At 56.5% G+C, this 22,403-nt stretch carries 22 protein-coding genes; 16 read left to right on the forward strand and 6 right to left on the reverse strand.

All coding sequences use genetic code 11. The annotated features are described in order from the left end of the window. Positions 1 to 48 precede the first annotated feature (48 nt). From tapW to GWQ31_RS15860, 3 genes are all read left to right on the forward strand, one after another. A complete protein-coding gene (gene tapW / locus GWQ31_RS15850) occupies positions 49 to 1,188 on the forward strand; it encodes a type IVa pilus ATPase TapW (RefSeq protein ID WP_275909754.1) in 1,140 nt (379 codons plus the stop codon). A gap of 273 nt (positions 1,189 to 1,461) precedes the next feature. Continuing rightward, on the forward strand, positions 1,462 to 2,733 hold the full coding sequence (gene glgC, locus GWQ31_RS15855) for a glucose-1-phosphate adenylyltransferase (RefSeq protein WP_125601806.1): 1,272 nt from the start codon (positions 1,462 to 1,464) through the stop codon (positions 2,731 to 2,733). A gap of 146 nt (positions 2,734 to 2,879) precedes the next feature. After that, positions 2,880 to 3,359: a WbuC family cupin fold metalloprotein gene (locus GWQ31_RS15860; protein ID WP_265462242.1), complete on the forward strand. Its 480-nt coding sequence runs from the start codon at positions 2,880 to 2,882 to the stop codon at positions 3,357 to 3,359. Positions 3,360 to 3,473: 114 nt separating this feature from the next. Here GWQ31_RS15860 and GWQ31_RS15865 read toward each other — a convergent pair whose 3' ends face one another. From GWQ31_RS15865 to GWQ31_RS15875, 3 genes are read right to left on the reverse strand one after another with little or no spacing between them, the layout of a single operon-like run. Further along, a complete protein-coding gene (locus GWQ31_RS15865) occupies positions 3,474 to 3,716 on the reverse strand; it encodes a FeoC-like transcriptional regulator (RefSeq protein ID WP_275909755.1) in 243 nt (80 codons plus the stop codon). Beyond that, positions 3,713 to 5,983 (reverse strand): Fe(2+) transporter permease subunit FeoB, encoded by a 2,271-nt coding sequence (gene feoB, locus GWQ31_RS15870; protein ID WP_275909756.1) that lies wholly within the window; start codon positions 5,981 to 5,983, stop codon positions 3,713 to 3,715. Before feoB ends, GWQ31_RS15865 begins: the two co-directional genes overlap by 4 nt. Next, on the reverse strand, positions 5,980 to 6,207 hold the full coding sequence (locus tag GWQ31_RS15875; protein ID WP_005314583.1) for a FeoA family protein: 228 nt from the start codon (positions 6,205 to 6,207) through the stop codon (positions 5,980 to 5,982). The genes feoB and GWQ31_RS15875 overlap by 4 nt, the downstream gene beginning before the upstream one ends. Before the next feature lie 119 nt (positions 6,208 to 6,326). Here GWQ31_RS15875 and GWQ31_RS15880 point away from each other — a divergent pair, with 119 nt between their 5' ends. The 7 genes from GWQ31_RS15880 (at position 6,327) to GWQ31_RS15910 (ending at position 11,876) form a co-directional block, all read left to right on the forward strand. Then, a complete protein-coding gene (locus tag GWQ31_RS15880) occupies positions 6,327 to 6,656 on the forward strand; it encodes a translation initiation factor (protein WP_005314581.1) in 330 nt (109 codons plus the stop codon). A 244-nt stretch (positions 6,657 to 6,900) separates the two neighbouring features. Beyond that, positions 6,901 to 7,458: a TMEM165/GDT1 family protein gene (locus GWQ31_RS15885; protein ID WP_275909757.1), complete on the forward strand. Its 558-nt coding sequence runs from the start codon at positions 6,901 to 6,903 to the stop codon at positions 7,456 to 7,458. 253 nt (positions 7,459 to 7,711) lie between these two features. Further along, positions 7,712 to 8,650, forward strand: a complete 939-nt coding sequence (locus GWQ31_RS15890) for a DUF2157 domain-containing protein (protein ID WP_059113210.1) — start codon at positions 7,712 to 7,714, stop codon at positions 8,648 to 8,650. A gap of 36 nt (positions 8,651 to 8,686) precedes the next feature. Beyond that, positions 8,687 to 9,694, forward strand: a complete 1,008-nt coding sequence (locus tag GWQ31_RS15895; protein WP_275909758.1) for a DUF4401 domain-containing protein — start codon at positions 8,687 to 8,689, stop codon at positions 9,692 to 9,694. Next, positions 9,691 to 10,194, forward strand: a complete 504-nt coding sequence (locus GWQ31_RS15900; RefSeq protein ID WP_275909759.1) for a GDYXXLXY domain-containing protein — start codon at positions 9,691 to 9,693, stop codon at positions 10,192 to 10,194. Before GWQ31_RS15895 ends, GWQ31_RS15900 begins: the two co-directional genes overlap by 4 nt. A gap of 73 nt (positions 10,195 to 10,267) precedes the next feature. Then, positions 10,268 to 11,014, forward strand: coding sequence for a transporter substrate-binding domain-containing protein (locus GWQ31_RS15905; protein ID WP_275909760.1), 747 nt, complete (start codon positions 10,268 to 10,270; stop codon positions 11,012 to 11,014). Positions 11,015 to 11,129: 115 nt separating this feature from the next. Continuing rightward, on the forward strand, positions 11,130 to 11,876 hold the full coding sequence (locus GWQ31_RS15910; protein WP_034282846.1) for a transporter substrate-binding domain-containing protein: 747 nt from the start codon (positions 11,130 to 11,132) through the stop codon (positions 11,874 to 11,876). A 217-nt stretch (positions 11,877 to 12,093) separates the two neighbouring features. Here GWQ31_RS15910 and GWQ31_RS15915 read toward each other — a convergent pair whose 3' ends face one another. Together GWQ31_RS15915 and GWQ31_RS15920 are read right to left on the reverse strand one after the other, a co-directional pair. Then, positions 12,094 to 13,107, reverse strand: a complete 1,014-nt coding sequence (locus GWQ31_RS15915) for a GGDEF domain-containing protein (RefSeq protein ID WP_275909761.1) — start codon at positions 13,105 to 13,107, stop codon at positions 12,094 to 12,096. A 703-nt stretch (positions 13,108 to 13,810) separates the two neighbouring features. Continuing rightward, positions 13,811 to 14,119 carry a hypothetical protein gene (locus GWQ31_RS15920; RefSeq protein ID WP_059113217.1) on the reverse strand — a complete coding sequence of 103 codons (309 nt, stop codon included), beginning with the start codon at positions 14,117 to 14,119 and terminating at the stop codon, positions 13,811 to 13,813. Between the two features lie 439 nt (positions 14,120 to 14,558). Here GWQ31_RS15920 and GWQ31_RS15925 point away from each other — a divergent pair, with 439 nt between their 5' ends. From GWQ31_RS15925 to GWQ31_RS15935, 3 genes are all read left to right on the forward strand, one after another. Beyond that, positions 14,559 to 15,209 carry a hypothetical protein gene (locus tag GWQ31_RS15925; RefSeq protein WP_275909762.1) on the forward strand — a complete coding sequence of 217 codons (651 nt, stop codon included), beginning with the start codon at positions 14,559 to 14,561 and terminating at the stop codon, positions 15,207 to 15,209. Positions 15,210 to 15,417: 208 nt separating this feature from the next. Then, positions 15,418 to 16,074: a hypothetical protein gene (locus tag GWQ31_RS15930; protein ID WP_275909763.1), complete on the forward strand. Its 657-nt coding sequence runs from the start codon at positions 15,418 to 15,420 to the stop codon at positions 16,072 to 16,074. Positions 16,075 to 16,455: 381 nt separating this feature from the next. Then, positions 16,456 to 18,384, forward strand: coding sequence for an AAA family ATPase (locus GWQ31_RS15935; RefSeq protein WP_275909764.1), 1,929 nt, complete (start codon positions 16,456 to 16,458; stop codon positions 18,382 to 18,384). A 436-nt stretch (positions 18,385 to 18,820) separates the two neighbouring features. Here GWQ31_RS15935 and cysS read toward each other — a convergent pair whose 3' ends face one another. Further along, positions 18,821 to 20,197: a cysteine--tRNA ligase gene (cysS, locus tag GWQ31_RS15940; protein ID WP_275909765.1), complete on the reverse strand. Its 1,377-nt coding sequence runs from the start codon at positions 20,195 to 20,197 to the stop codon at positions 18,821 to 18,823. 191 nt (positions 20,198 to 20,388) lie between these two features. Here cysS and GWQ31_RS15945 point away from each other — a divergent pair, with 191 nt between their 5' ends. Genes GWQ31_RS15945 through GWQ31_RS15955 form a run of 3 tightly spaced genes read left to right on the forward strand, consistent with a single transcriptional unit; the run spans position 20,389 to position 22,347 of the window. Then, the gene (locus GWQ31_RS15945) at positions 20,389 to 20,886 is read left to right on the forward strand and encodes a peptidylprolyl isomerase (protein ID WP_059113897.1); all 498 of its coding nucleotides are present in this window, start codon (positions 20,389 to 20,391) and stop codon (positions 20,884 to 20,886) included. Beyond that, positions 20,876 to 21,586, forward strand: a complete 711-nt coding sequence (locus GWQ31_RS15950; RefSeq protein WP_275909766.1) for a DUF4269 domain-containing protein — start codon at positions 20,876 to 20,878, stop codon at positions 21,584 to 21,586. Before GWQ31_RS15945 ends, GWQ31_RS15950 begins: the two co-directional genes overlap by 11 nt. Beyond that, positions 21,583 to 22,347, forward strand: coding sequence for a UDP-2,3-diacylglucosamine diphosphatase (locus GWQ31_RS15955; RefSeq protein ID WP_021141041.1), 765 nt, complete (start codon positions 21,583 to 21,585; stop codon positions 22,345 to 22,347). The genes GWQ31_RS15950 and GWQ31_RS15955 overlap by 4 nt, the downstream gene beginning before the upstream one ends. Positions 22,348 to 22,403: the final 56 nt, after the last annotated feature.

Below are 22,403 nucleotides of genomic sequence, written 5' to 3' on the forward strand. Positions count from 1 at the left end.
CAATAACATCCCAAGTAACGGCATCTCCTTGATAGACGAGGCAAAACCATGGAATTGCGAGACATGCTACAGATCCTGGCCAAGCAGGACGGCTCAGACCTCTATCTGTCGACCGGCGCCCCTCCCTGTGCCAAGTTCAACGGTGGGCTGCGCCCCCTGTCCGAGACGTCGCTCGAACCGGGTGAAGTAGCCAAGATCGCCGCCGACATCATGGATGGCGAGCAGAAGCAGCAGTTCGAGCGGGAGCTGGAGATGAACCTCGCCATCTCCCTGCCCCAGATAGGCCGTTTTCGGATCAACATCTTCAAGCAGCGCAATGAAGTCTCCCTGGTGGCCCGCAACATCAAGACAGAGATCCCCCGCTTTGAAGATCTCAAACTGCCCCCCGTGCTGCTCGACACCATAATGGAGAAACGGGGCCTGGTGCTGTTTGTGGGCGGAACAGGCTCGGGCAAATCCACGTCGCTGGCGGCCCTCATCGACCATCGCAACCGCAACAGCGGCGGCCACATCATCACCATCGAGGATCCGGTGGAGTTCGTCCATCGTCACCGCAAGAGCATCATCAACCAGCGGGAGGTGGGGGTAGATACCCGCAGCTTCCACGCCGCGCTCAAGAACACCCTGCGCCAGGCACCGGATGTGATCCTCATCGGTGAAATTCGCGATCGCGAGACCATGGAACATGCCCTTGCCTTCTCCGAGACCGGGCATCTGGCCATCTCCACCCTGCACGCCAACAATGCCAACCAGGCGCTGGATCGCATCATCAACTTCTTCCCGGAAGAGCGCCGGCCACAGTTGCTCAACGATCTTGGCAACAACCTCAAGGCATTTGTCTCCCAGCGACTGGTGAAAACCACAGACGGTGGCCGCCGGGCGGCGGTGGAGATCATGCTGGGCACCCACACCATCCGCGACATGATCAAACGCGGCGAATTTGGCAGCCTGAAAGAGGTAATGGAGAAATCCAGAGCGCTCGGCATGGTCACCTTCGACACCGCCCTGTTCGATCTGGTGGTGGAAGGAGTGATAGAGGAGGAAGAGGCGGTGAAAAACGCCGACTCGGCCAACAACCTGCGCCTCAAGATCAAGCTGTGGAAAGAGAAGGGCCAGATCGCCAACAGTGCGGATGCCACCGGCTGGAGTCTGGAGCCCACCAAGGATGAAAGTAACGATCCCTTCTAGTCCGCCCCCTGCCCCATTCCCCTTGAACCGTCATCCGCCATGGCAGATGACGGTTCAAAAAAACGCCAGTCACTCATCCTTGTCTTAGCCCCCGCCTCTTCTCGCCATGTTGCTATCTGGTTAACTCCCGTCCCCCGGCCATGGCGTTTGCTCACATAAATGACAAAAAAATCAATGTGAGCCCCCTGCTTGCAAAAAATGTCGCTGAAAGCCCTTTCATACAGGCCTCAAAGGAGGCAGTATCAAGAGATTCTATCAACAAAGGGGTATTCAATGTTGTTACAACCTGCCAATACAGCAAAATCCAGACAATTGCTGAACGAGACCATGGCCTTGGTTCTCGCAGGAGGGCGGGGCAGTCGCCTCAAGCAGTTGACGGACAACAGGGCGAAACCGGCAGTTCATTTTGGCGGTAAATTCCGCATCATCGACTTCGTACTCTCCAATTGCATCAACTCGGGGATCCGCCGGGTCGGCGTGGTCACCCAATACAAATCCCACAGCCTGCTGCGCCATCTGCAATCGGGCTGGTCATTCCTGCGCTACCAGATGAACGAATTCATCGACCTGCTGCCTGCCCAACAAAGGGTGGACGAGGTCAACTGGTATCGCGGCACTGCCGATGCCGTGTATCAGAATCTGGATATCATTCGCGATCACGCCCCCAAATACGTGGTGGTGCTGGCGGGGGATCACATCTACAAGATGGATTACGCCGCCATGCTGCTCGATCACGTCAACATGGGGGCCAAGGTCACAGTGGCCTGCATCGAGGTGCCGCGCATAGAGGCCAGCGCCTTTGGGGTGATGGCGGTGGATGAGGATCGCAAGATCAACGCCTTCGTCGAGAAGCCGGCCAATCCGCCCGCCATGCCAGGCAAGGCCGACATGGCGCTGGCCTCAATGGGGGTCTACATCTTCGAAGCCGAGTATCTCTACCAGTTGCTGGAAGAGGATCTGGCCAACCAGGATTCCCACCACGATTTCGGCATGGACGTGATCCCGCGGGTGGTCAAGGAGGGATCCGCCTACGCCCATCCGTTCAGCATGTCCTGCGTCGGCTGCTGCCCGCAAAAACGCCCCTACTGGCGTGATGTGGGGACTGTGGATTCGTTCTGGGAAGCGAACATGGATCTCGCCTCCGTCACTCCCGAGCTCGATATCTATGATCAGGAGTGGCCCATCTGGACCAGCCAGACCATGACCCCACCCGCCAAGTTCGTGCAGGACAGAAACGGCCAGCACGGCATGACCATCAACTCCATGTTCTCCGGTGGCACCATCGTCAGCGGCTCCTTCATCGTGAGTTCGGTGCTGTTCACCAATGTGCGCGTGCACTCCTTCTGCACCCTGGATCAGGCGGTGATCTTCCCCGGGGTCGAGATAGGTGCCGGTTGTCGCCTGCGCCGTGTGGTGGTCGACAAGGGTTGCATACTGCCCGAAGGGCTGGTGGTGGGGGAAAACGCCTGTGAAGATGCCCGCCGCTTCCACCGCTCCGAGCAGGGCATAGTGCTGGTCACCAAAGAGATGCTGGCCAAGCTATAAGCGAGTTGGTACACAGCAGCCACTGAACAAGGGGGCTCGACCGGCCCCCTTGTTTACATTTGCTTACGGCTCGTCCCTTGCCTGTCAGCCCCTCGGGCATGCTACTCTGCCGACACTTCTGCCTTTGCCTTATGATGGAACTGCACATGAAAAAACTGGACGTCGCCCGCCTTGCCAGTCTCGCCACCGAGGCCGCCCACTCCCCGCGCCAGCGCATGAATCACAATCTGCACGACCAGCTGGCCGACCCCATCCAGCGGCTGGCCATTGCCATGGAGCCAGGCACCTACATTCGCCCCCATCGCCATCTGCAGACCTGGGAGCTGCTCACCGCCCTGTGCGGGCGCTTCGTGGTGCTCAACTTTGACGATGAAGGCACAGTGGTTGCTCGTGGCGTACTGGGGGAAGAGACCTCGGTACTGGAGACCCCGGTCGCCACCTGGCATGCGGTGCTCTCCCTCGATCCTCGCGCCGTCATCTTCGAGGTGAAGCACGGCCCCTACGCCCCTTTCCGGGAGGAAGACTTTGCCCCCTGGTCACCGGCCGTGGATGACATCGAGGGCCAGCAGGCCCTGATGGCCTGGTATCACCACGCCGACGTGGGCCAGCGCTGGCCCGGGCGTTAACGCCCGAGCCTAATTTTTAGAACACAGCATAGGCGGCCAGCCGCAGAAACAACAAGACCCGCCGATGGCGGGTCTTGTTTATTGCATGATTGGATGAGGGACCCGACAAGCGCGCTAGCGCTTTTGTACCAAACCAATCTGGCCGGGTTCACACCACTCGAACATCACCTCCTGGCTCTTGCCGCAGCAGCTGCCACCGCACACCTGAGTCTCCCGCTTGGCCACTCGGCCCTTGCGCATCCAGACGCCGAGCATGGCCTCCACCGCATCTTCCGAGGTATGGAAGTGGCGCGCCAGATCCCGCAGACTCACCTTGCGCTGCACGGCGAGATAATCCCCCAGCTCTCGCAGTATCATAAGGCCACCACCTTGCGGGCGACTATGTCACCGTGACGGCGGCCCAGCCACCAGAGCAGCAGCAGGGAGAGACCATAGCTGCCAATCCAGAACAGGCTCTGCTCGGGGTGAGCGGCAAAGGTGGCCGCCTGATAGAAGACGGTGGCACACAGGAAGGCGGTGTAGTTGCACCAGGCGGCGGTCAGCAGCGCCCACTGGCGACCGGTTTCCCGCACCAGCGCGCCCATGGCGGCGGCGCAAGGCATGTAGAGCAGCACAAACAACAGGTAGGCAAAGGCACCGGCCGCGCCGTCGAAGTGAGTCTGCATGTTGCCGTAGGTGGACACGTCCACTTCCTGAGCTTCGGCGGCGGCTTGTCTGTCATCGAGCTCACCGACGGAGATCCCCATGGGATCGCTCGGGTTGATCTCCGCCAGATTGGCGGCAACGGCGGCGATGGCCTCGTGGAAGCTGGCAACGAGGGAGTATTCACTCTCCTCCCCATCACCGGAACCGCCGGCATAGAGGCTGTTGAGGGTACCGACCACCGCCTCTTTGGCGAAGATGCCGGTCACTATGCCGACCGTGGCCTGCCAGTTGTCATCGCGCACACCTATGGGGTGCAGCACAGGGGTGACCGCCTGACTGACCTTGCTCAGCACCGAGCTCTCCTGATCCTGGTGGCCAAAGCTGCCATCAGTCCCCAGCGAGTTGAGTACGCTCAGCACGGCAACCACCAGCACTATGGTTTTACCGGCACCGAACACGAAGGATTTGAGTTTCTGCCAGGTCTTGATCCCCACGTTGATGGGGCGCGGCCACTCGTAATCGGGCATCTCCATCAGCATGGAATCACTCTTGCCCGGCAGCAGAGTGCTGCGCAGCAAGAGGCCGGTGAGCACGGCCACCAGAATGCCGACGAGATAGAGACCGAACACCAGGTTCTGACCGGATTCGGGGAAGAAGGCCACCGCGAACAGGGCATAGACCGGCAGGCGGGCACCACACGACATGAAGGGCGCCATGGCCGAGGTCATCAGCCGCTCGCGCTCCGAATTGAGGGTGCGAGTCGCCATCACGGAGGGAACCGTACAGCCAAAGCCCATCAGCATGGGCACGAACGCCTTGCCCGGCAAGCCGAGGCGGCGCATCAGGGCATCCACCACGAAGGCCGCCCGCGCCAGATAGCCTGAGCTCTCCAGCACAGCCAGGAACAGGTAGAGACAGCCGATCACGGGGATAAAGGTAGCGACCGTCTGCAAACCGACCCCGAAGCCGCCCGCCAGTATGGCGCCAACCCACTCGGGGGCATTGACCAGCCCCAGCAGGTGATGTACCCCGTCCACAAACAGGGCGCCGCCCATGATGTCGAAGAAGTCGATGAAGGCGCTGCCCACATTGATGGCAAACAGGAACATCAGGTACATCATCAGCAGGAAGAAGGGGATGCCGACCCAGCGATTGAGCAGTACCCGATCCAGCCATTCACTCTGGGCAACGGTGAGTTTGCCCTTTTGCTGGCACGCCTGGCTGGTCCACTGATGAATGTGGCCATAGCGGATATCCGCCAGTTGCAGATCTATGTCCTGAGCATGGTGCGCACGGGCAACCACATTGGTAGCGGCGGCCTGTTGCCCCGCCTGCAGGGTTTCCTGCATCGCCTCATCCTCTTCCAGCAGGCGCAAGGCGCGGCCACGGGCGGTGAGGTGATGGGGGGCGAGCAGTGTCTCCAGCTCCGCCAAGTCTTTCTCAAGAGTGCTGCCGTAATCGAGTATCAGCGCCGGCTGGGGCTTGCCGATAAACTGCTGGATCTGGTGCTTGAAGGCGGCGACCTGCTGGCGATTGTGGGCCGACAGGGGCACCACAGGGCAACCGAGCGCCTTGGCGAGCAGGGCTTCATCTATGGTCACCCGTCGCTTTTGCAGGATATCCATCTTGTTGAGCACCACTACCATGGGCAGCCCCAGCTCGCGCAGTTGCAGCGTGAGGTAGAGGGAACGTTCCAGGTTGGCGGCATCGATGACGTTGAGCAGCAGGTCCGGTTGCTGACCCTGCACGAAGCGGCTGGCGATCTGCTCGTCCAGGCTCCCTTCCTGATTGGCCAGGCTGTAGATGCCAGGCAGGTCCATCAGCTTGTAGTCATGTCCCTGGGCAGAAAACTCGCCCATCTTCTTGTCGACTGTCACGCCACTCCAGTTGCCCACCTGCTGGCGGGCACCGGTCAGGGCGTTGAACAGTGAGGTCTTGCCGCTATTGGGGTTGCCGACGGTCACGAGGGAGTAGTTCATACCAGTTCAACCTCGATTTGCAGGGCAAGGCTTTTTTGCATGGAGAGACAGATCCCCTGGCACTGGATCTGGAGCGGGTCACCCAGCGGGGCCGCGCGCAGGAAGAGGACTTCGGTCTGTGGCAGCAGGCCCATCACCATCAGTTTGCGCCGCAATGTACGTTCAAGATGGTTCATGTGCTTGATGCGAGCACTCTGTCCCGGTGACAACTGCGCGAGTACCATGACTGACTCCTGAAGTTAAACAATAATAATTCGCTTTTACTCGGGGCATTATAATCCGTGTTTCCCGCGCTGATTTGAGTAAAATCAAACTCCGCTTAGCTAACTCACAAATAACTGCCATGAGTCACGACAACAACAGCCACCTGGTTTACAGCACGGATGGCGGTATGATCAAGGAACAAACCCAGCCCCAATCCGCCTCCCCTTTTCCGCAGGATGGTACTGTGCGCATCCGGCGCGAGACCAAAGGGCGCAAGGGCGCCGGCGTCATCACCATCCACGGTGTACCGGCGGAACAGCAGAAAACCATCGCCACTCTGCTCAAGAAGAAATGCGGCACCGGCGGCGGGTTGAAAGAGGGGATCATCGAGATCCAGGGGGATAAACGGGACCTGATCAAGACCGAGCTGGAGAAAGCCGGTTTCAGCGTCAAGCTGGTCGGTGGTTGAGTCGCTTGTCTCGCGGATGGTTTTTCCCTAGAATGCCCGCTCCCATCGAGGGGGAGTAGTCTCGCAGCCCGACCCCAAACCGGTTTGCGACCCTGATCAACATGCTTGGTGCCAACTCACCATGGTCAGGGTGATCCATCTAATACGTGGATTTGACAAGACCTTTGACGGGCCAGTGCCAATACCGGGGACGGATGGCGCAGGCTTGTCTCAGGTATAACAATTCCGTCCCCCGGTCATTTTTATGGAAGCCTTGTTAACCTCAACCCTGAGCGTGGCTATCGCCGAGATCGGCGACAAGACCCAGCTGCTGGCGTTGCTGCTCATCTGCCGTTTTCGCAAGCCCTGGCCCATCATAGCCGGCATGCTGGCGGCGACCCTGCTCAACCACGCCGGCGCCGCCTGGCTTGGCGAGTTCATCAGCCGCTGGCTGGACCCCAAAGTGATGACCTGGCTGGTCGCAGGCTCCTTCATTGCGATGGCAGCCTGGATCCTGGTACCTGACAAGCTGGATGACGAAGAGAGCCCGCTCGACAAGTTCGGCCCCTTCATGGCCACCTTCGTGCTGTTCTTCATCGCCGAGATCGGTGACAAGACCCAGATAGCCACTGTGCTGCTGGCGGCCAAGTATGACTCGCTGACGCAAGTCATCGCCGGTACCACCCTCGGCATGATGCTGGCCAACGTGCCCGTGGTACTGCTCGGCAAGCTGGGCGCCGACAAGCTGCCGCTCAAGGGGATCCGCATCGCCTGCGCCATCCTGTTTGCAGGGCTGGGGGTGAGTACTCTCATCTTCGCCTGACAAACCGCCGTCATGACCAGAAGGCGGCGAGGCAAGCGTGAGCACTTGCCTACCCCGCTCCCATGCCGGCCTCGATGTCGTGCCATCACAAGCCAGCCCCGCCTCTATTCAACCAGGCGGGGCTTTTTGTTACCTGACATTTGTTACCTGCCATCATACGGAGACGCAGCCTGCTGTCGCCCACGCACAGACAGGGAGTGTCCCGCAGTGCCAAGACAGTGGCATAATGCGGCAAACCTCCATGGAGCATCCCATGCACTTCACCTCAAGACAGACGCTGCTCGACTGGGTCAGACGCGGACGCCTCGCCCAGACGCACCTGCCCGCCGCCCTCGCCCTGTGCGACTTGCCCCCTGCCAGTGCCCGCTGGCAATGGTTGTTTGATCGCCTGCTGCTCTGGCTCGGCAGTCTCTGCCTCGGCGCCGGTCTGGTGTTCTTCGTCGCCTTCAACTGGCAGGAGCTGGGCCGTGTCTCTCGCCTCGCCTTGCTGGAGCTGCCCCTGCTCGCCATGCTGGTGCTGCTGTGGCGAAAACCCATGACAGACACGCCCCGCCAGGCACTGCTGCTGGCCATGGCGCTCAATATTGGCGCCCTGCTGGCCCTGGTGGGTCAGACCTACCAGACGGGTGCCGATCCCTGGCAGTTGTTCGCCACCTGGGCCCTGATGCTGCTACCGCTGGCGGCGCTTGGCCAGAGCCCCCTGCTGTGGACCACTAGCTGGCTGCTCGGTCAGCTGGCGCTGATGCTCTACTGGCGACTCGGCCTGTTCAGCTTCTTTTTTGGCTTCGATGAAGAGGGGCTGGGCTGGTGTCTGACCCTGCTCAACGCCGCCTTGTGGGGCGCCCTCTTGCTGGCCCCCACCCGCCTCAAGCTGATGCCCGCCTGGCTACCCGGGCTCGCCGCGGGTTTGGGGGTCACACTGCTGACCCTGCTGGCACTCTTTGATGCCGCCTCCCCCTGGGTATGGCCCGCCTGGCTGGGCTGGCTCGCCGCCGCCTACGCCCTCTGGCACCACAAATTTATCGCCGGGCTCGCCATGGGGTGCCTGAGCCTCATCGCCGTTATCCTGACAGCCCTTGGCAAGTGGATGGATCCCGACGTGGACGGCTTCCTGCTGCTGAGCCTGATCGCCATCGGCCTCTCGGTCGCCGCCAGCCGCTGGCTGCAACAACAACGGAGGTCCCATGCATAAGCAAGGTATCTGGCAAGCCCGTCAAAAGGAGGCAACATGGCTGATCTGACCCCCTGGCAACGGCTGCAACAGGCTGATCTGGTGGAAGGGGAAGCCCCCCATGATACCCAACCTCACTGGTCCAGCCGCTTTCTGCTCGGCATGGTGGGCTGGGTTGCCGCTCTCTTCCTGCTGTTTTTCCTGTTCATGTCCTTTTCACAGCTCACCCGGGATGCCAACAGCGCCCTCATGATGGGCGCCGTGCTGATGGCCATCGCCTTTGGCCTCAACCGCTTCGCCCAGCGCAGCGATCTGTGGGATCAGTTCGTGCTGGCGCTGGCGCTGGCCGCCGATGCCTGGCTGCTCTATGGCCTCATCGATCAGATTGATCTCCACTCGGCGCCACTCTGGCTGGGGCTCGCCGCCCTTTCTCTCTTTATTGCCGCCCTGTTCGAGCACTGGCTGATCCGGCTGTTTCACAGCTTCGCCGCCGCCATACTGCTTACCCTGGGCCTTGCCTGCCTTGGCCTGCAACTGCTGGCCCTGCCGCTGGTCATGATGACGCTTGCCTTCTGCTGGCTGCAGGCAGAACGTCAACCGGCCCACCATCAGTTGTATGAATCCCTGACCCTGGGGTTGGCACTCTCCCTGCTGGTGCTTGGGCGCTTGCACCATCCGCTGTGGAGCGAGGGGGCCAGCATGCTCGACGAGCTTGGCCTCTCTCGCCTGCCGCTCTGGCTCAATCCCCTGCTCTGCGCGGCGCTGCTGCTCGGGGTCATGATCCGGCTCAAGCTGCCACTGCTATACGGGCTGCCACTGGTGCTGATCAGCGCTTTCATCCCCGGCATGGGGGCAGGTGCCCTGGTGCTGGTACTCGGTTTCCATGCTGGCAGCATGGGGCTGATGACGCTGGCGGGCCTGCTGCTGCTCGGCTTTGGCTCCCTCTATTACTACGATCTGGGGCTGACCCTGATGACCAAATCCTGGCTGCTGCTGGGCTCCGGCGCCCTGCTGCTCGGTGCCCGCCAGTTACTGCATGTGATCAACGCCAGGAGACCGTCATGAGACAGCTTGCCCTCTTGCTGACCGGCCTAGCCATACTGGCAGGCATCAACTTCACCGTCTGGCGTTACGAAGCCGCCATGACCAGCGGCGAGGTAGTCCTGCTCAGGCTGGCGCCGGTGGATCCCCGCTCCCTGATGCAGGGAGATTACATGCGCCTCAACTACGACATCGCCCGCCAGCTGGGTGCCAGCCGTTACAGCGAGCGCATCAATGACAGCGATACCCTGGTGATCCGGCTCGATGAGCATCAGGTGGCCAACTGGGCCGCCGATGGCAAGCCGGAGCAACTGGCATCGAATGAGCGTCTGCTGCAAGTGCGCCAGAGCGACAACCAGTGGCTGATCGGGCCCGATGCCTTCTTCTTTGAAGAGGGCACGGGTGAACAGTTTGAAGTGGCGCGCTATGGGGAGTTTCGCCTGCAGGGGAATGGCAAGGCGTTGCTGGTCGGGCTGAGGGACGAGCAGTTCAAACCCGTTGGCAACCCCAGAGCCCGCTGGTAACTGCTGGCAATATCAGGCTTTTTTGCCCACACTTGCGCAAAAGGATTGCAGAAATCACGCCAAGGACGTACCCATGAGGATAAGGTTGTGCTGTTGTCTGCTGCTGATGTCGTGCCTTGGCACGGCTCATGCCGGCTTGACCAAACTGGAGTACCTGACCGAGGAGTATCCTCCCTACAATTTCAGCAATGAGGCAGGCCAGCCCACCGGGCTGGCGGTCGACTTGTTGCAACTCATCTGGCAGCGCAGCGGCACCCCCGCCCAACCCGTTCGCATCCTGCCCTGGGCGCGGGGCTACTATCTGCTGACCCAGAAACCCAATGTGGTGCTCTTCTCCACCGCCCGCACCGAGACCCGCTCTCACCTGTTCAAATGGGCCTGCCCCATCGGCTATTCCGAATACATACTGCTTGCCCATAAAAGCAGACCTGTCCAGCTCGGTGCCGTCGAGCAGATGAACGACTACCGGATCAGCGCAGTACGAGCCGATGCCGCCGAGCAGTTGCTGCTCAACCGGGGCATGGATGAAACCCGTATCATACCGGCCAACCGGCTGAGCCAGGCATTGCGGATGCTGGTGTCTGGCCGTGCCGATCTGCTGGCGACCAGCAAGCTGGCGGGTTATGACGCCATCAAGGCACTGCAGCTCAATGCCGACGACTTCACTGTGGCCTTCGTGCTGGATGCCGAAGAGCTCTGCTACGCCTTCAGCCGCCAGGTGGATGACGACCTGGTCAAACAGTTCCAGCGCGCCATGACCCAGGCACTGGCATCGCCGGAATATCAGGCGCTGCGGCAAAAATACCTGCCAGTCCCTTGAGTCTGTGCAAGAGAGAGCCCGCTTGCCCCCTTGATTTAACACCCGGTTTTATTGGCGAATTATCACTATGTGGTAACACTTGAGGATGACAGAGCACCTCATCAGGATGGCCAGCATGAAAAAATGGATTGGATTTGCCGCGCTGCTGTTTGCAGCCATCACCCAGGCCAGCCAGGAACTTGGCAAGCTGCACTACCTCAGCGAAGAGTACAAACCCTATAACTACACAGACAGCGCCGGCACCCCGACCGGCCTCGCCGTCGAGCTGCTGCATCAGGTGTGGAAAAAGACCAATACGCCGCCGCAAACCATCACCATCATGCCCTGGGCTCGTGGCTATTACCTGCTGACCCAAAAACCCAATGTGGTGCTGTTCGCCACCGCCCGTACCGAGGCGCGGGATCCGCTGTTCAAATGGGCATGCCCCATCGGGTATGCCGAAATCGTGCTGATAGGACTGGCCAAGAACCCGCTCACCCTCACCAAGCTTGAAGATGCCCAGCAGCACACCATAGGGGCGGTACGCGCCGATGTGGGGGAGCAACTGCTGCTCAACAACGGCTTTGACGAGCAAAAAATCATGGCCGCCAACCGCCTGCCCCAGGCGCTCAAGATGCTCACCTCCGGCAGGGTTGACTTGATCTCCACCAACAAGACCACACTGATGGATCTCATTGCCTCCCAGCAGCTGGATCCCGCCCAGTTCAAGGTATTCTGGATGTTGAGCTCGGAGCAGTTCTGCTTCGCCTTCAGCCACCCGGTCAGCGATGAACTGGTCAAGGAGTTCCAGAATGGCCTGACCCAGGTGCTGGCCAGCAGCGAATTTCAGCAGATCCAGCACAAATACTTCCCCGTGCCCTGACCGCACCATGGCATAAATCGGGGCCCAACAGGGCCCCGATTTATTGCAGGTATAGCGGCAGTCCGAGGCCAACCGGATCAGCCAGCCACCGCGATGCAGCCAGGCGTGCCAGCCGCCAAGGGGCGAGTCTCCTCCCCTTGTTGCCCCTGCTCAGCCAGCGACCACTGTTGCGGCTTGCATCGAGATCGACAGGTTCGGCAGGTTTGATCCAGACGCCTCAGGATTGGGCGCGGCGCTGACGTTTGACCGCATACATGCAGGCATCGGCCTGGCGCAGCGCATCGTCAATGCTGATGCTGGCCGGATCGACAGCCACCACTCCCACGCTGGCACCGGGATAGTTCAGCACCTGGGACGCCAAGGGCAATTGAACCTGGCTCTGCTCGAACAGGCGGCGCTGAAAAGAGTGCACGGCAATCTCGACCGTCTCCTCACCGCTCAGTGGCCCCATGCCCACGGCAACGAATTCATCACCGCCAACCCGCGCCAGCAGATCGCCGCTGCGCAGGGCTCCCGCCAGCTGCTGTGCCATGGTTTGCAGCAGCAGATCGCCAGCATCATGACCATGGGTGTCGTTGATCGCCTTGAAGCCGTCGAGATCGATAAAAGAGATCAGCAGGGGATGGCCGGTACGTTTCAACAGCGAAAACAGCCGATGCAGCTCCAGCATCAGCGCCCGACGATTGGGCAGGCCGGTCAGGGGATCGCTCAATGCCTGGCGCGACAGCTCGTTGTTGGCCTGTTGCAGCTGCTGCAGCAACTGCTCCCGCTCCACATGCTCTGCAATCAGACGGGCGAAAAAGGCGATCAGATGCTCAGAACCTGTCACCAGGGGTTTGTGCTCGGCGCTGGCGCCGCACAGGGTGCCATAGAGTGAACCGGAAGAGGTCCGCACCGGACTGCTCATATAGGTGCGGATCCCCATCGCCCTGGCCGCCGCCGAATCACCCCAGCGGTCGGCGACGTCGGCGGCATACAGTCGCCCTTCATCGAGCGCCCGCCGACACAGGGTATCGCTCCAGTCAACGCTTACCCCTTCCGGGATCTGCAAGGCGGCACTATTACGGGCATACAGGATATGTTGTGCGCTCTGTTCGAGGTCGATTTGCGTCAGATAGGTCGACTCCAGTCCAGTGACCGTCTCGAGCATTTCAAGGAGAGGGCGGGTCAGGCTCTCCAGATCCCGCGCCTCTGTCACTTGCACTGACAGAGCCTGCAATATTGTGTCCATGCACACCTCTTAGCTTGCATGTCTTGTCCTGAAACGATAGCCAACCCCACTGCCCCTCCACAAGCAAGCAGAGGACCAATCAGGCAAAATACCGCCATTTTTACCCCGGCAGTCGATGGACGGCACTCAGGCGAGTCACCTGATCGGCGGCGGCGCCTATCCGGCTGCTGCCGCAGCGGCCCAAGGGACTTCCGGCTCGCAACCCCAGACTTTCTCACCAGGCTCGTGGCTCGACCTTTCCCGTTTATTGTCCACCTGCCCCGGCCAATCCCCTGCACGGAGGGACCTGCCAGGCCCGGCGACTCCGCCAGGCAGCCACCTCACGGCCATAACTTTGAACTGGCGCAAAAAACCATGCAATTCTGACAGTTGCATCATCAATTCCATGGATTGGGCCGAGATGGCTCCGTAATATGGTGGACGGTGCCTGTTGGCCCCCTTGTTCCCTCTGATGGTCAACAGCGCATTGTGGTAGCGACAGCCAGGGGCGGTAGCAATTATTGCGCAGTCCAGCCGGAATCCCGCGCCTGCGGCGAGAAGCGGGGACGCTCTCTTCGACGGGGTGTTATCTCAACGAACAAGAAGGGAATTCAACGCCGGCGTCTGGCCAGTATGCTTGTCGCACGCCCATCACCTGACCACAGGCTGACCGGATCCATCCACCACCCAACCCAAGGCCCGTCGCCACCGGATGCGACCCGGGTTATTTGACCCGCATCAGGCGATGGCGGGTATCGCCCAGCTCGAACTGGATCACCTGGGAGCGCTGCATGGCCTCGACCCGCCGCAGCATATCGGCATCGTACTGCTTGCGCCGCATCCACTGCATGGGCTCCTCGAAGCTGCCTTCATTGACGATAAAGGTATCCGTGTAGGTGTCGTTCACTATGCTGACCACCCAGATGCGCTGCTGAAACTCCGAGAGTTCGGCAAAGAGCGCGGCCCCGCGGGTCGCGAGCCAGCGCCCTGCCTGGGCGATCCTGTTTTTACTGCTGACGAGCCGGTTTGCCATAACTGATAAGGGTTGGATAAGAGGAAAGTTCGGCATCCTAGCATCCAGGGGGATAAGGCACCAAGCAACGGGAGTGCGCCTCTCCCACCACGGGATGAGGCGCAGGGTGCAATAAGCCTGTAGGGTCGATTAGCGAAGCGTAATCGTCCGCGGCAACAGTACCCTCTCCCCTTGCGGGAGAGGGTTAGGGTGAGGGGTCACTCGCCTGATTGGCATGGCTTCGCCATGCAGGACACGAGGGCGCTGCCCTCGAAGGGGTTTCGCCGCCGCTGCGCGGCTTGGCGAGTGACTTTGGAAAGACCCGCTCTCTTTGGCAAATAACACCAAAGGTCTTCTCCCCCGCTTGTTCGCCCTCCTGTGTCGGGTTTCTTCGGCGCAGTCGTTTACTCAACAGCAAGTATCGATTTAAATATATTTGAACTTAAGAACATGAGGTTTTATGAAATATTTATTCGCTTTTATTTTTCCATTATTTTTAAATACAGCACTTGCTGAAGACCCGAGTCAAGATACTATCACCTCAAAGGTAATTGGCGAGGCTATGGGGGATTTGGATAAAGATGGTATAGATGAAAAAATCATTGTTCTGGATACTGGGTTGGACGGTGAAATAGGAACACAAAGAACATTGCTTATATATAAAAAGAAGCAAGGTAAGTGGACCTTATTGCACTCTTCGCAAGGTCCCGTATTAGATAGTGCTCATGGTGGCATGATGGGGGATCCATTCGTGGGTATTGAAATACAACGAGGTGCCATTGTCATTGACCATTTTGGAGGCAGTAATCGAAAATGGAATTACACACATAGATACCGCTTTAATGGTAAAGAATGGAACCTTATTGGTGCCACAATAAATTATGGAGCACCATGCGAAGGGTTCTTTGAGTTCGACTTCAATGTGGTGACTGGAAAAGCCATTTATAAGACATATGAAGATGGTTGCACTGATGAAGAGATTGCATCAAATTTTAAAAACGAACAGAAAGAGATCTCCGTTCTCATTACTAAACCTGTTGACATGGATGGGTTCTATCCAGGCTCAAACAAACTGGATATAAAAGAGATTGGACAGGAAATTTATTACTAACTTCTCTCTGGAACATTGCCGGGTTAACACCCGGCCCGCAATCAGAGGAAAATGTAAAATACAGGGTGAAAAGCGAGTGACTAACTACATCCTGTATGATCCGGCTTAGAAATAGAGGTGTAATTAACTTCGTTCATTACACCCTACAATATACACCGCTTTCAATCGAATCATTTCTTGTCAGACAATAAGCATTTTCTGGATTTATATGAACAACGAACTAATTAAAAACCTAAAATCATTTAACCGTAAAGAGCGGTTTTACTTGGTTGGCCAAATGCTGGGAAACCCTGAGTTTCTCATGGATAACAAACAGCTTGATGAGATATCAAAGCTAATTGGTTTCACAATTCCCAGAAAATACTTTGCTGCGATGGATTACCACCTTGACTGGATTTATGCCAGCTTGTACCTCACTCAAAACAACTGCACGGACTGCGTTAAGCGAAATTTTATAGAAACAGACGGTATTAAAGTCGACTATCAAATATCAGGCACTCAAGAGGATGTCGACTTTCTTCTTGCCTTTGTTGACCATGAAAATACAACCCATATTGTGATGATTGAAGCTAAAGGCGACAGCTACTTTAGCAATGGTCAGCTAGACAGTAAAAATAAACGATTCAAGGCTGTTTTTGGTAACGAAAATACATGGCCAAATGTAAGGCCTCACTTCATAATTTGCAGTCCTAAAAAGCCACAAAAGATAAACATAGAAGAACCCGCCTACTTTATGTTCAAAGACTTTAAATTGCCCTGGCTTGAACTCGATATGGGGAATGGAAAAAACAAAGTTACTCGATGTGATGAAGATGCAAAACCATCTAACGATGGTGAACATTGGAAGGTTGAACGTCGCTCTTAGAAATATCTGTTCAACTCAAATCATTCATTATCCCTGTTCTAGCTGGGGCAATGATCGGGAGGGTTGTTATCTCAGAACCAACTCCTCGCCCGCCCAATGGCAAGATCAGGTTGTCGCACCTATGTAACAAGCACAATCGACACGGTTGCATAGGTGACAAAATGAATATGAGTACAGCAGTAAGCGGCACACATCCCTATCGGGAAACAGCTTTATAGAGAAGGTCCGATAGTGAGTATTTCACCGTAATAACACCTTATTTCTCGAACGTCCGATTACGCTTCGCTAATCGAACCTACGGCCCTTAATTAAAACACCTAAGTGGACGAGCAATATTTCCCATCACTTTAAGAATTAGCGCGCAATATTAAAAGAAGAGATATGACGATCGCATCAATAATAATCAGAAATTATAAGAACTTTAAAAACATAAACTATGTAAGCCTTAGCAATGGAAATAAATTCTCAGCTCTAATCGGAGAAAATGGGGTAGGTAAGAGTAGTTTACTATCGGCCATTGATGACTTTTTGAATAAAAATGATCTTGACGACATTGATATAAATCATGAAACAAGAAATAAGGGGTATGCAGGCAGGGAACCATATATAACGCTTTTATTCATAATAAAAAAGTCTGAGTTATCTAGAGAATCCCAACTGAAAAAATGCTTCGGTGTGATTAGTGATATAACGACTCAAATAGAAAGTGAAGACTTCAACTCATCTCAAATTAAATTCGCCACTCAGTTTTGTGAACATCGAGAGATTCTATTTAACAATCTAGACAAAGATGAACATTATTTAATTCCTCTAGGCTTAATAAAAAGGGAACCTAAGAAATCTTCTGAGTTATTCCTAGGGATATTTGAGAGCATACCAGATTACGAGCAAAGAATAAAAGATGAAACTGGCTACGAAAGTAAAAATGAAGCATTGAAGTTCGTATATGAAAAGATAAAAAACCTTTATGACTATCTCTACATTCCATCAGATATAGAAATCAGCGAGTACTCAAGATTAGAAAGCAATACATTACAGTTTTTACTAGGCCAACAACTCGAAAATACCATTAAAGAAATTGTAGATGATGTATTCATAAGAAAAATAAATGAAGATTTAAATACATACCTACGAACATTATCAGCACAGCTAAGCAAATATGAATTCAAAAAGCCAAGCAAGAGACAAAGTCAATTTAATCGTAGTCATCTTAGTCAGAAAATAATTGAAACCTACTTTTCAGATAAAACACTTAGTTATTGTGAAGATGGTATAAACTTGGTACCTGTGTCACATTTAAGTTCTGGTGAAAAAAGAAAGGCATTAATCGATGTAATAAAATCCTTCTTGAATTTAAACATTAGCGCACTTTTCAAAACAACTATTATAGCCATAGATGAACCAGAAATATCACTTCACGCATCATCTTGTTTTGAGCAATTCGAAAAACTTGAGGAAATAGCACAGCAGGGTATTCAAACACTAATCACTACACACTGGTATGGATTTATGCCTGTTGTATCTAAAGGATCTGCCACATATATATCATCATCAAATGAAACAGCCCTATTAGACCTCCGTAGATTTAGGGAGGATATTAAGGCCATCAAAACTAAGACACAGGGAAGAATGCCCGACACAATAGAAGTAAAGGGCATTCATGATCTAGTGCAGTCCATTCTATTATCCATCACAAACGGTAACACCTACAAATGGATAATATGCGAAGGTTCATCTGACAAAATATATCTTGATGCATATCTCGAAGGATTAGGGGTGAGAGTTTTAGCTGTAGGTGGAGCTCCGCAGGTTAAAAAAATATTTGAATATCTAAATTTAGCGATTGATGCAGAATCAAATAGCGTGAAAGGCTCAGTTCTATTTCTTGTTGATACCGATGAAAGAACATCCAATGAAAGAATAAGTTCATCAAAATCCAAAAAAATCAACATAAAGCGCTTTATAAATATTAACGGCGACACCTCTCTGATTGATATAAATTCAGATATAACGAGCCCACCAACAGAAATTGAAGATGCTCTTGAACCACTTGCATTCATTGAAACACTTAAAGCAATTGCAACAATAGATGACCCAATCTACCAAGAAATACAAGATCTTTATGATAATATCGATCAAGATAAGCCATCTGGTTTAGCTTTCAACTATAGACAAACACAACAAGATGCAATGCGCTCATTCTTTTCTACCCAAGGCAGAAAAGTTGAATTTGCAAAAAAATATATTCAACATGAACTTTCAATCCAAGATGTATCTTGGTTGAAAAATGTAACTGAACTATTAGGTTAGAAATCGCCCGCGCCATAATAAATAGTTAGGAGAAATAAAATAAGCGCTGTCAAACGACTGAAGTTTGTACAACTCTAGTGATCATCTGACATCACGGACAGGCACGGTATTGGTTCCCCCTGCAAACCGCCGAGTCGAGTTTAACGGGTCAGGAGCGCCATCAGGGATGATGGCGCAGCCGCAGTCGGCACAGGGATGTGCCGTCTGCGGCGCTCCGTCCGACCCGTTGGACGAGACAAGGGAACCCGCGAAGCGGGCGGTTTGCCGGGGAAGAAGACTTTTGGTGACTTTTGGTCTTTCAAAAGTCACTCGCCAAGCCGCGCAGCGGCGGCGAAACCCCTTCGAGGGCAAAGCCCTCGCCAAAACAAAAACCGCAGCCCTAGGGCTGCGGTTTTTTTATTGGGTCAACCTGTTGGCTCCAACAGGCCAATCGCCCTTAGGCGCGGCGCCAGCTGGTCTTGCCGGCGCTGTCTTCCAGCACGATTCCCATCTCGGTGAGACGGGCTCTGGCGGCATCCGCCGCGGCCCAGTTCTTGTCGGCGCGGGCCTGGTTGCGCTGGGCGATCAGTTGCTCTATCTCGGCCACTTCGTCATCGGCCTCATTGCCCTTGAGGAAGGCGTCCGGATCCTGTTGCAGTATGCCGAGCACGGCGCCCAGTTCGCGCAGACGGGCACCCAGGCCTGCGGCCACACTCATGTCTTCCGCTTTCTGGCGGTTGATCTCGCGCACCAGATCGAACAGGGCCGAGTAGGCTTCCGGGGTATTGAAGTCATCGTCCATCGCCTCTTTAAAGCGAGCCACCTGCTCGTCACCACCGGCAGCGGCAGCGACCGGCAGATCGCGCAGGGCTGTGTACATCCGCTCCAGGGCAGCGCGAGCTTGCTTGAGGTTGTCTTCCGAGTAGTTGAGCTGGCTGCGGTAGTGGCCGGACATCAGGAAGTAACGCACGCTCTCGGCATCGTAGTGAGCCAGCACATCGCGGATGGTGAAGAAGTTGCCAAGGGATTTGGACATCTTCTCTTTGTCCACCATCACCATGCCGCTGTGCATCCAGGTGTTGACGTAGTCGCCACCGTGGGCGCAGCAGGACTGGGCAATTTCGTTCTCGTGGTGCGGAAACTGCAGATCCGAACCGCCGCCGTGGATGTCGAAGTGGTTGCCAAGGTGCTTGGAGTTCATGGCTGAGCACTCTATGTGCCAGCCAGGACGACCCGGGCCCCAGGGGCTTTCCCAGGTCGGCTCGCCGGGCTTGGACATCTTCCACAGCACGAAGTCGAGCGGGTTGCGCTTGGCATCCACCACGCCAACGCGGGCACCGGCTTGCAGCTGCTCCAGATCCTGGCCCGAGAGCTTGCCGTAGTCGGCGTAGGAGTCGACGATGAACATGACGTCGCCGTTGTCGGCCACGTAGGCGTGATCCTGCGCGATCAGGCTCTCAACCAGCTCGATGATTTCACTGATGTGCTGGGTGGCGCGGGGCTCGACGTCCGGGCGCACCATGCCGAGGGCATCAAAATCCTGGTGCATGTCGCCGATCAGGCGCTCGGTCAGATCGTCGCAGGTGACGTTGGTCTCGGCTGCGCGCTTGATGATCTTGTCATCCACGTCGGTGACGTTGCGCACATAGTTGAGCTGATAACCGCAGTAACGCAGGTAACGGGCCACCACGTCGAAAGCGACGAAGGTGCGACCGTGGCCGATATGACAGTGATCGTAGATAGTGACGCCACACACATACATGCCCACCTTGCCCGGGTGGATAGGTTTGAATTCTTCTTTTTGACGAGTGAGTGTGTTGTATATCTTCAGCATCTTATGACCACTGCCTGTGAGTAAAATGGCCTGCCATTCTACCCGCATCCGGTGGAGAAAACGAGGCAGAAAACAGGCCGGATCCTGCGTGCCATCTATGCCGCAGCCCCTTGATGGGCTAGAATTGCCACCACTTTATGCCATAGCCGCGAGCCGCCTTCGCGCCCGCGCCACATTTGAAAGGACATATCATGGTTACTCTGCACACCAACCACGGCGACATCACCCTCACCCTGAACGCCGAAAAAGCCCCGGAAACCGTGGCCAACTTCCTGCAATACTGCCGTGACGGTCACTACGACAACACCATTTTCCACCGAGTCATCGACGGCTTCATGATCCAGGGCGGCGGCTATGCCCCCGGTTTTGAAGAGAAAGAGACTCGCGCCCCCATCAAGAACGAAGCGGCCAACGGCCTGTCCAACAAGGTCGGCACCGTCGCCATGGCCCGCACCATGGAGCCGCACTCTGCCAGTGCCCAGTTCTTCATCAACGTGAGCAACAACGACTTCCTCGACTTCAAATCCGCCACCACCCAGGGCTTCGGCTACTGCGTATTTGGTGAAGTGACCGCCGGCATGGACGTGGTCAACAAGATCAAAGCCGTCAAGACCGGCAACTCCGGCCGCATGCACCAGGATGTGCCGGTAGAAGACGTGGTGATCACCAAGGTGACCCTTGCAGACTGATCTCTGCCTTCTGCGAGATGAACTGACTGCGGCCCCGGCCGCAGTTTTTCCATCTGCGCGCTTGACCGCCGGCCCGAACTGGCGCCGCCTCGACTATCTGGCCCAGGGCAATCCTCGCCAACGCGCGGCCCATGCCCTGCTGAACGACACGCCCCTGTGGGGGGAGTTGCAGAGCCTGTGTCTGGATGTGGCGCTGGTGAGCACCCTGGCCATAGGGCTCGACCGGCCAGGCAGCGATCTCGACATCCTCTGCCAGCACAGCGATCCCGCCGCCCTTGCCGACCTGTTTGCCCAACGTCAGTGGCAGAGCCGCGCCCTTGGCAGCGACATCTGGCTGCTGGAGCAGACCCTGCTCGATGGCGAGGGTACCCCCTGGCCCATCGAGCTCTATGTGACTCCGGCACGGGTCGATACCCTCAACGGCTGGCGCCACCTCAGCCTGATGGCCGCCTTGATAGAGCACTTTGGCCACGACTTTTACCAGACACTGCGCACCTTGCGCCTGCAACAAGGGCTGAAAGGGGAAGCGGCCATCTGCCGCCTGTTGAAGTTGCCCGGCGACCCTTATCAGGCGCTGTTGACGCTGGAGGGGCGCGACCTTGACCAGCTTGACTGGCAGCCTCAGGCACAGGCACCCTCTGCTCAGCCAGCCACTTTTTCCAGCCACCCAGTTATCAGGGCCCCTTGCACACCATCATGAGCACCCTCTTTATCAGTGACATTCACCTGTGCAGCGATCGGCCCGACATGACGGCCGCCCTGGTGCGCTTTCTGGAGCGCGACGCCCCCGGTGCCGACGCCCTCTATGTGCTGGGGGATCTGTTTGAATTCTGGATTGGCGACGATGACCCCAATCCGCTTCATCACGCCATCGCCGATGCCTTTGCAGCCCTGCGCCAACGCGGCGTGCCCATCTACTTTATCCACGGCAACCGCGACTTTCTGCTGGGCCGGCAGTTTGCCAAGCGATCAGGCATGACACTACTGGCTGATCCATGCGTGATCGACCTCTATGGGGAGCGGGTGCTGCTGAGCCACGGCGATCTGCTCTGCACCCTGGATCTGGGCTATCAGAAACTTCGCCGCATCACCCAGCTCAAATGGCTGCGCTGGCTCTTCTTGCGCCTGCCCCTTACCCGCCGCCTCGCCATCGCCTGCAAGATGCGTGGCCAAAGCCAGATGGAAAACGTGCAAAAGAGCCAGACCATCATGGATGTGACGCCAGCGGCGGTGGACGCACTGCTGCGCCAGCACGGCTGCCAGCTGCTTATCCATGGTCACACCCACAGGCCCGCCATTCACGACTTCACGCTCGACGGTCAACCTGCCCGCCGTATCGTGCTTGGAGACTGGTTCGAGCAGGGATCCGTGCTGGTATGCCGCCCGGGCGAGCAGCGGCTGGAGCAGCGCACCTTGCCATCGCTCAATCCTGCCGGGGCCCATGAGTCCGACAATCTGTGACCAGCCGACCATCGCCAGCCCTTCGCACCGTCGCCCCCTCCCCTATAATGTGAGCT

Source organism: Aeromonas sp. 2MA4, from assembly GCF_029237305.1.
GTDB classification, from domain to species: domain Bacteria; phylum Pseudomonadota; class Gammaproteobacteria; order Enterobacterales; family Aeromonadaceae; genus Aeromonas; species Aeromonas salmonicida.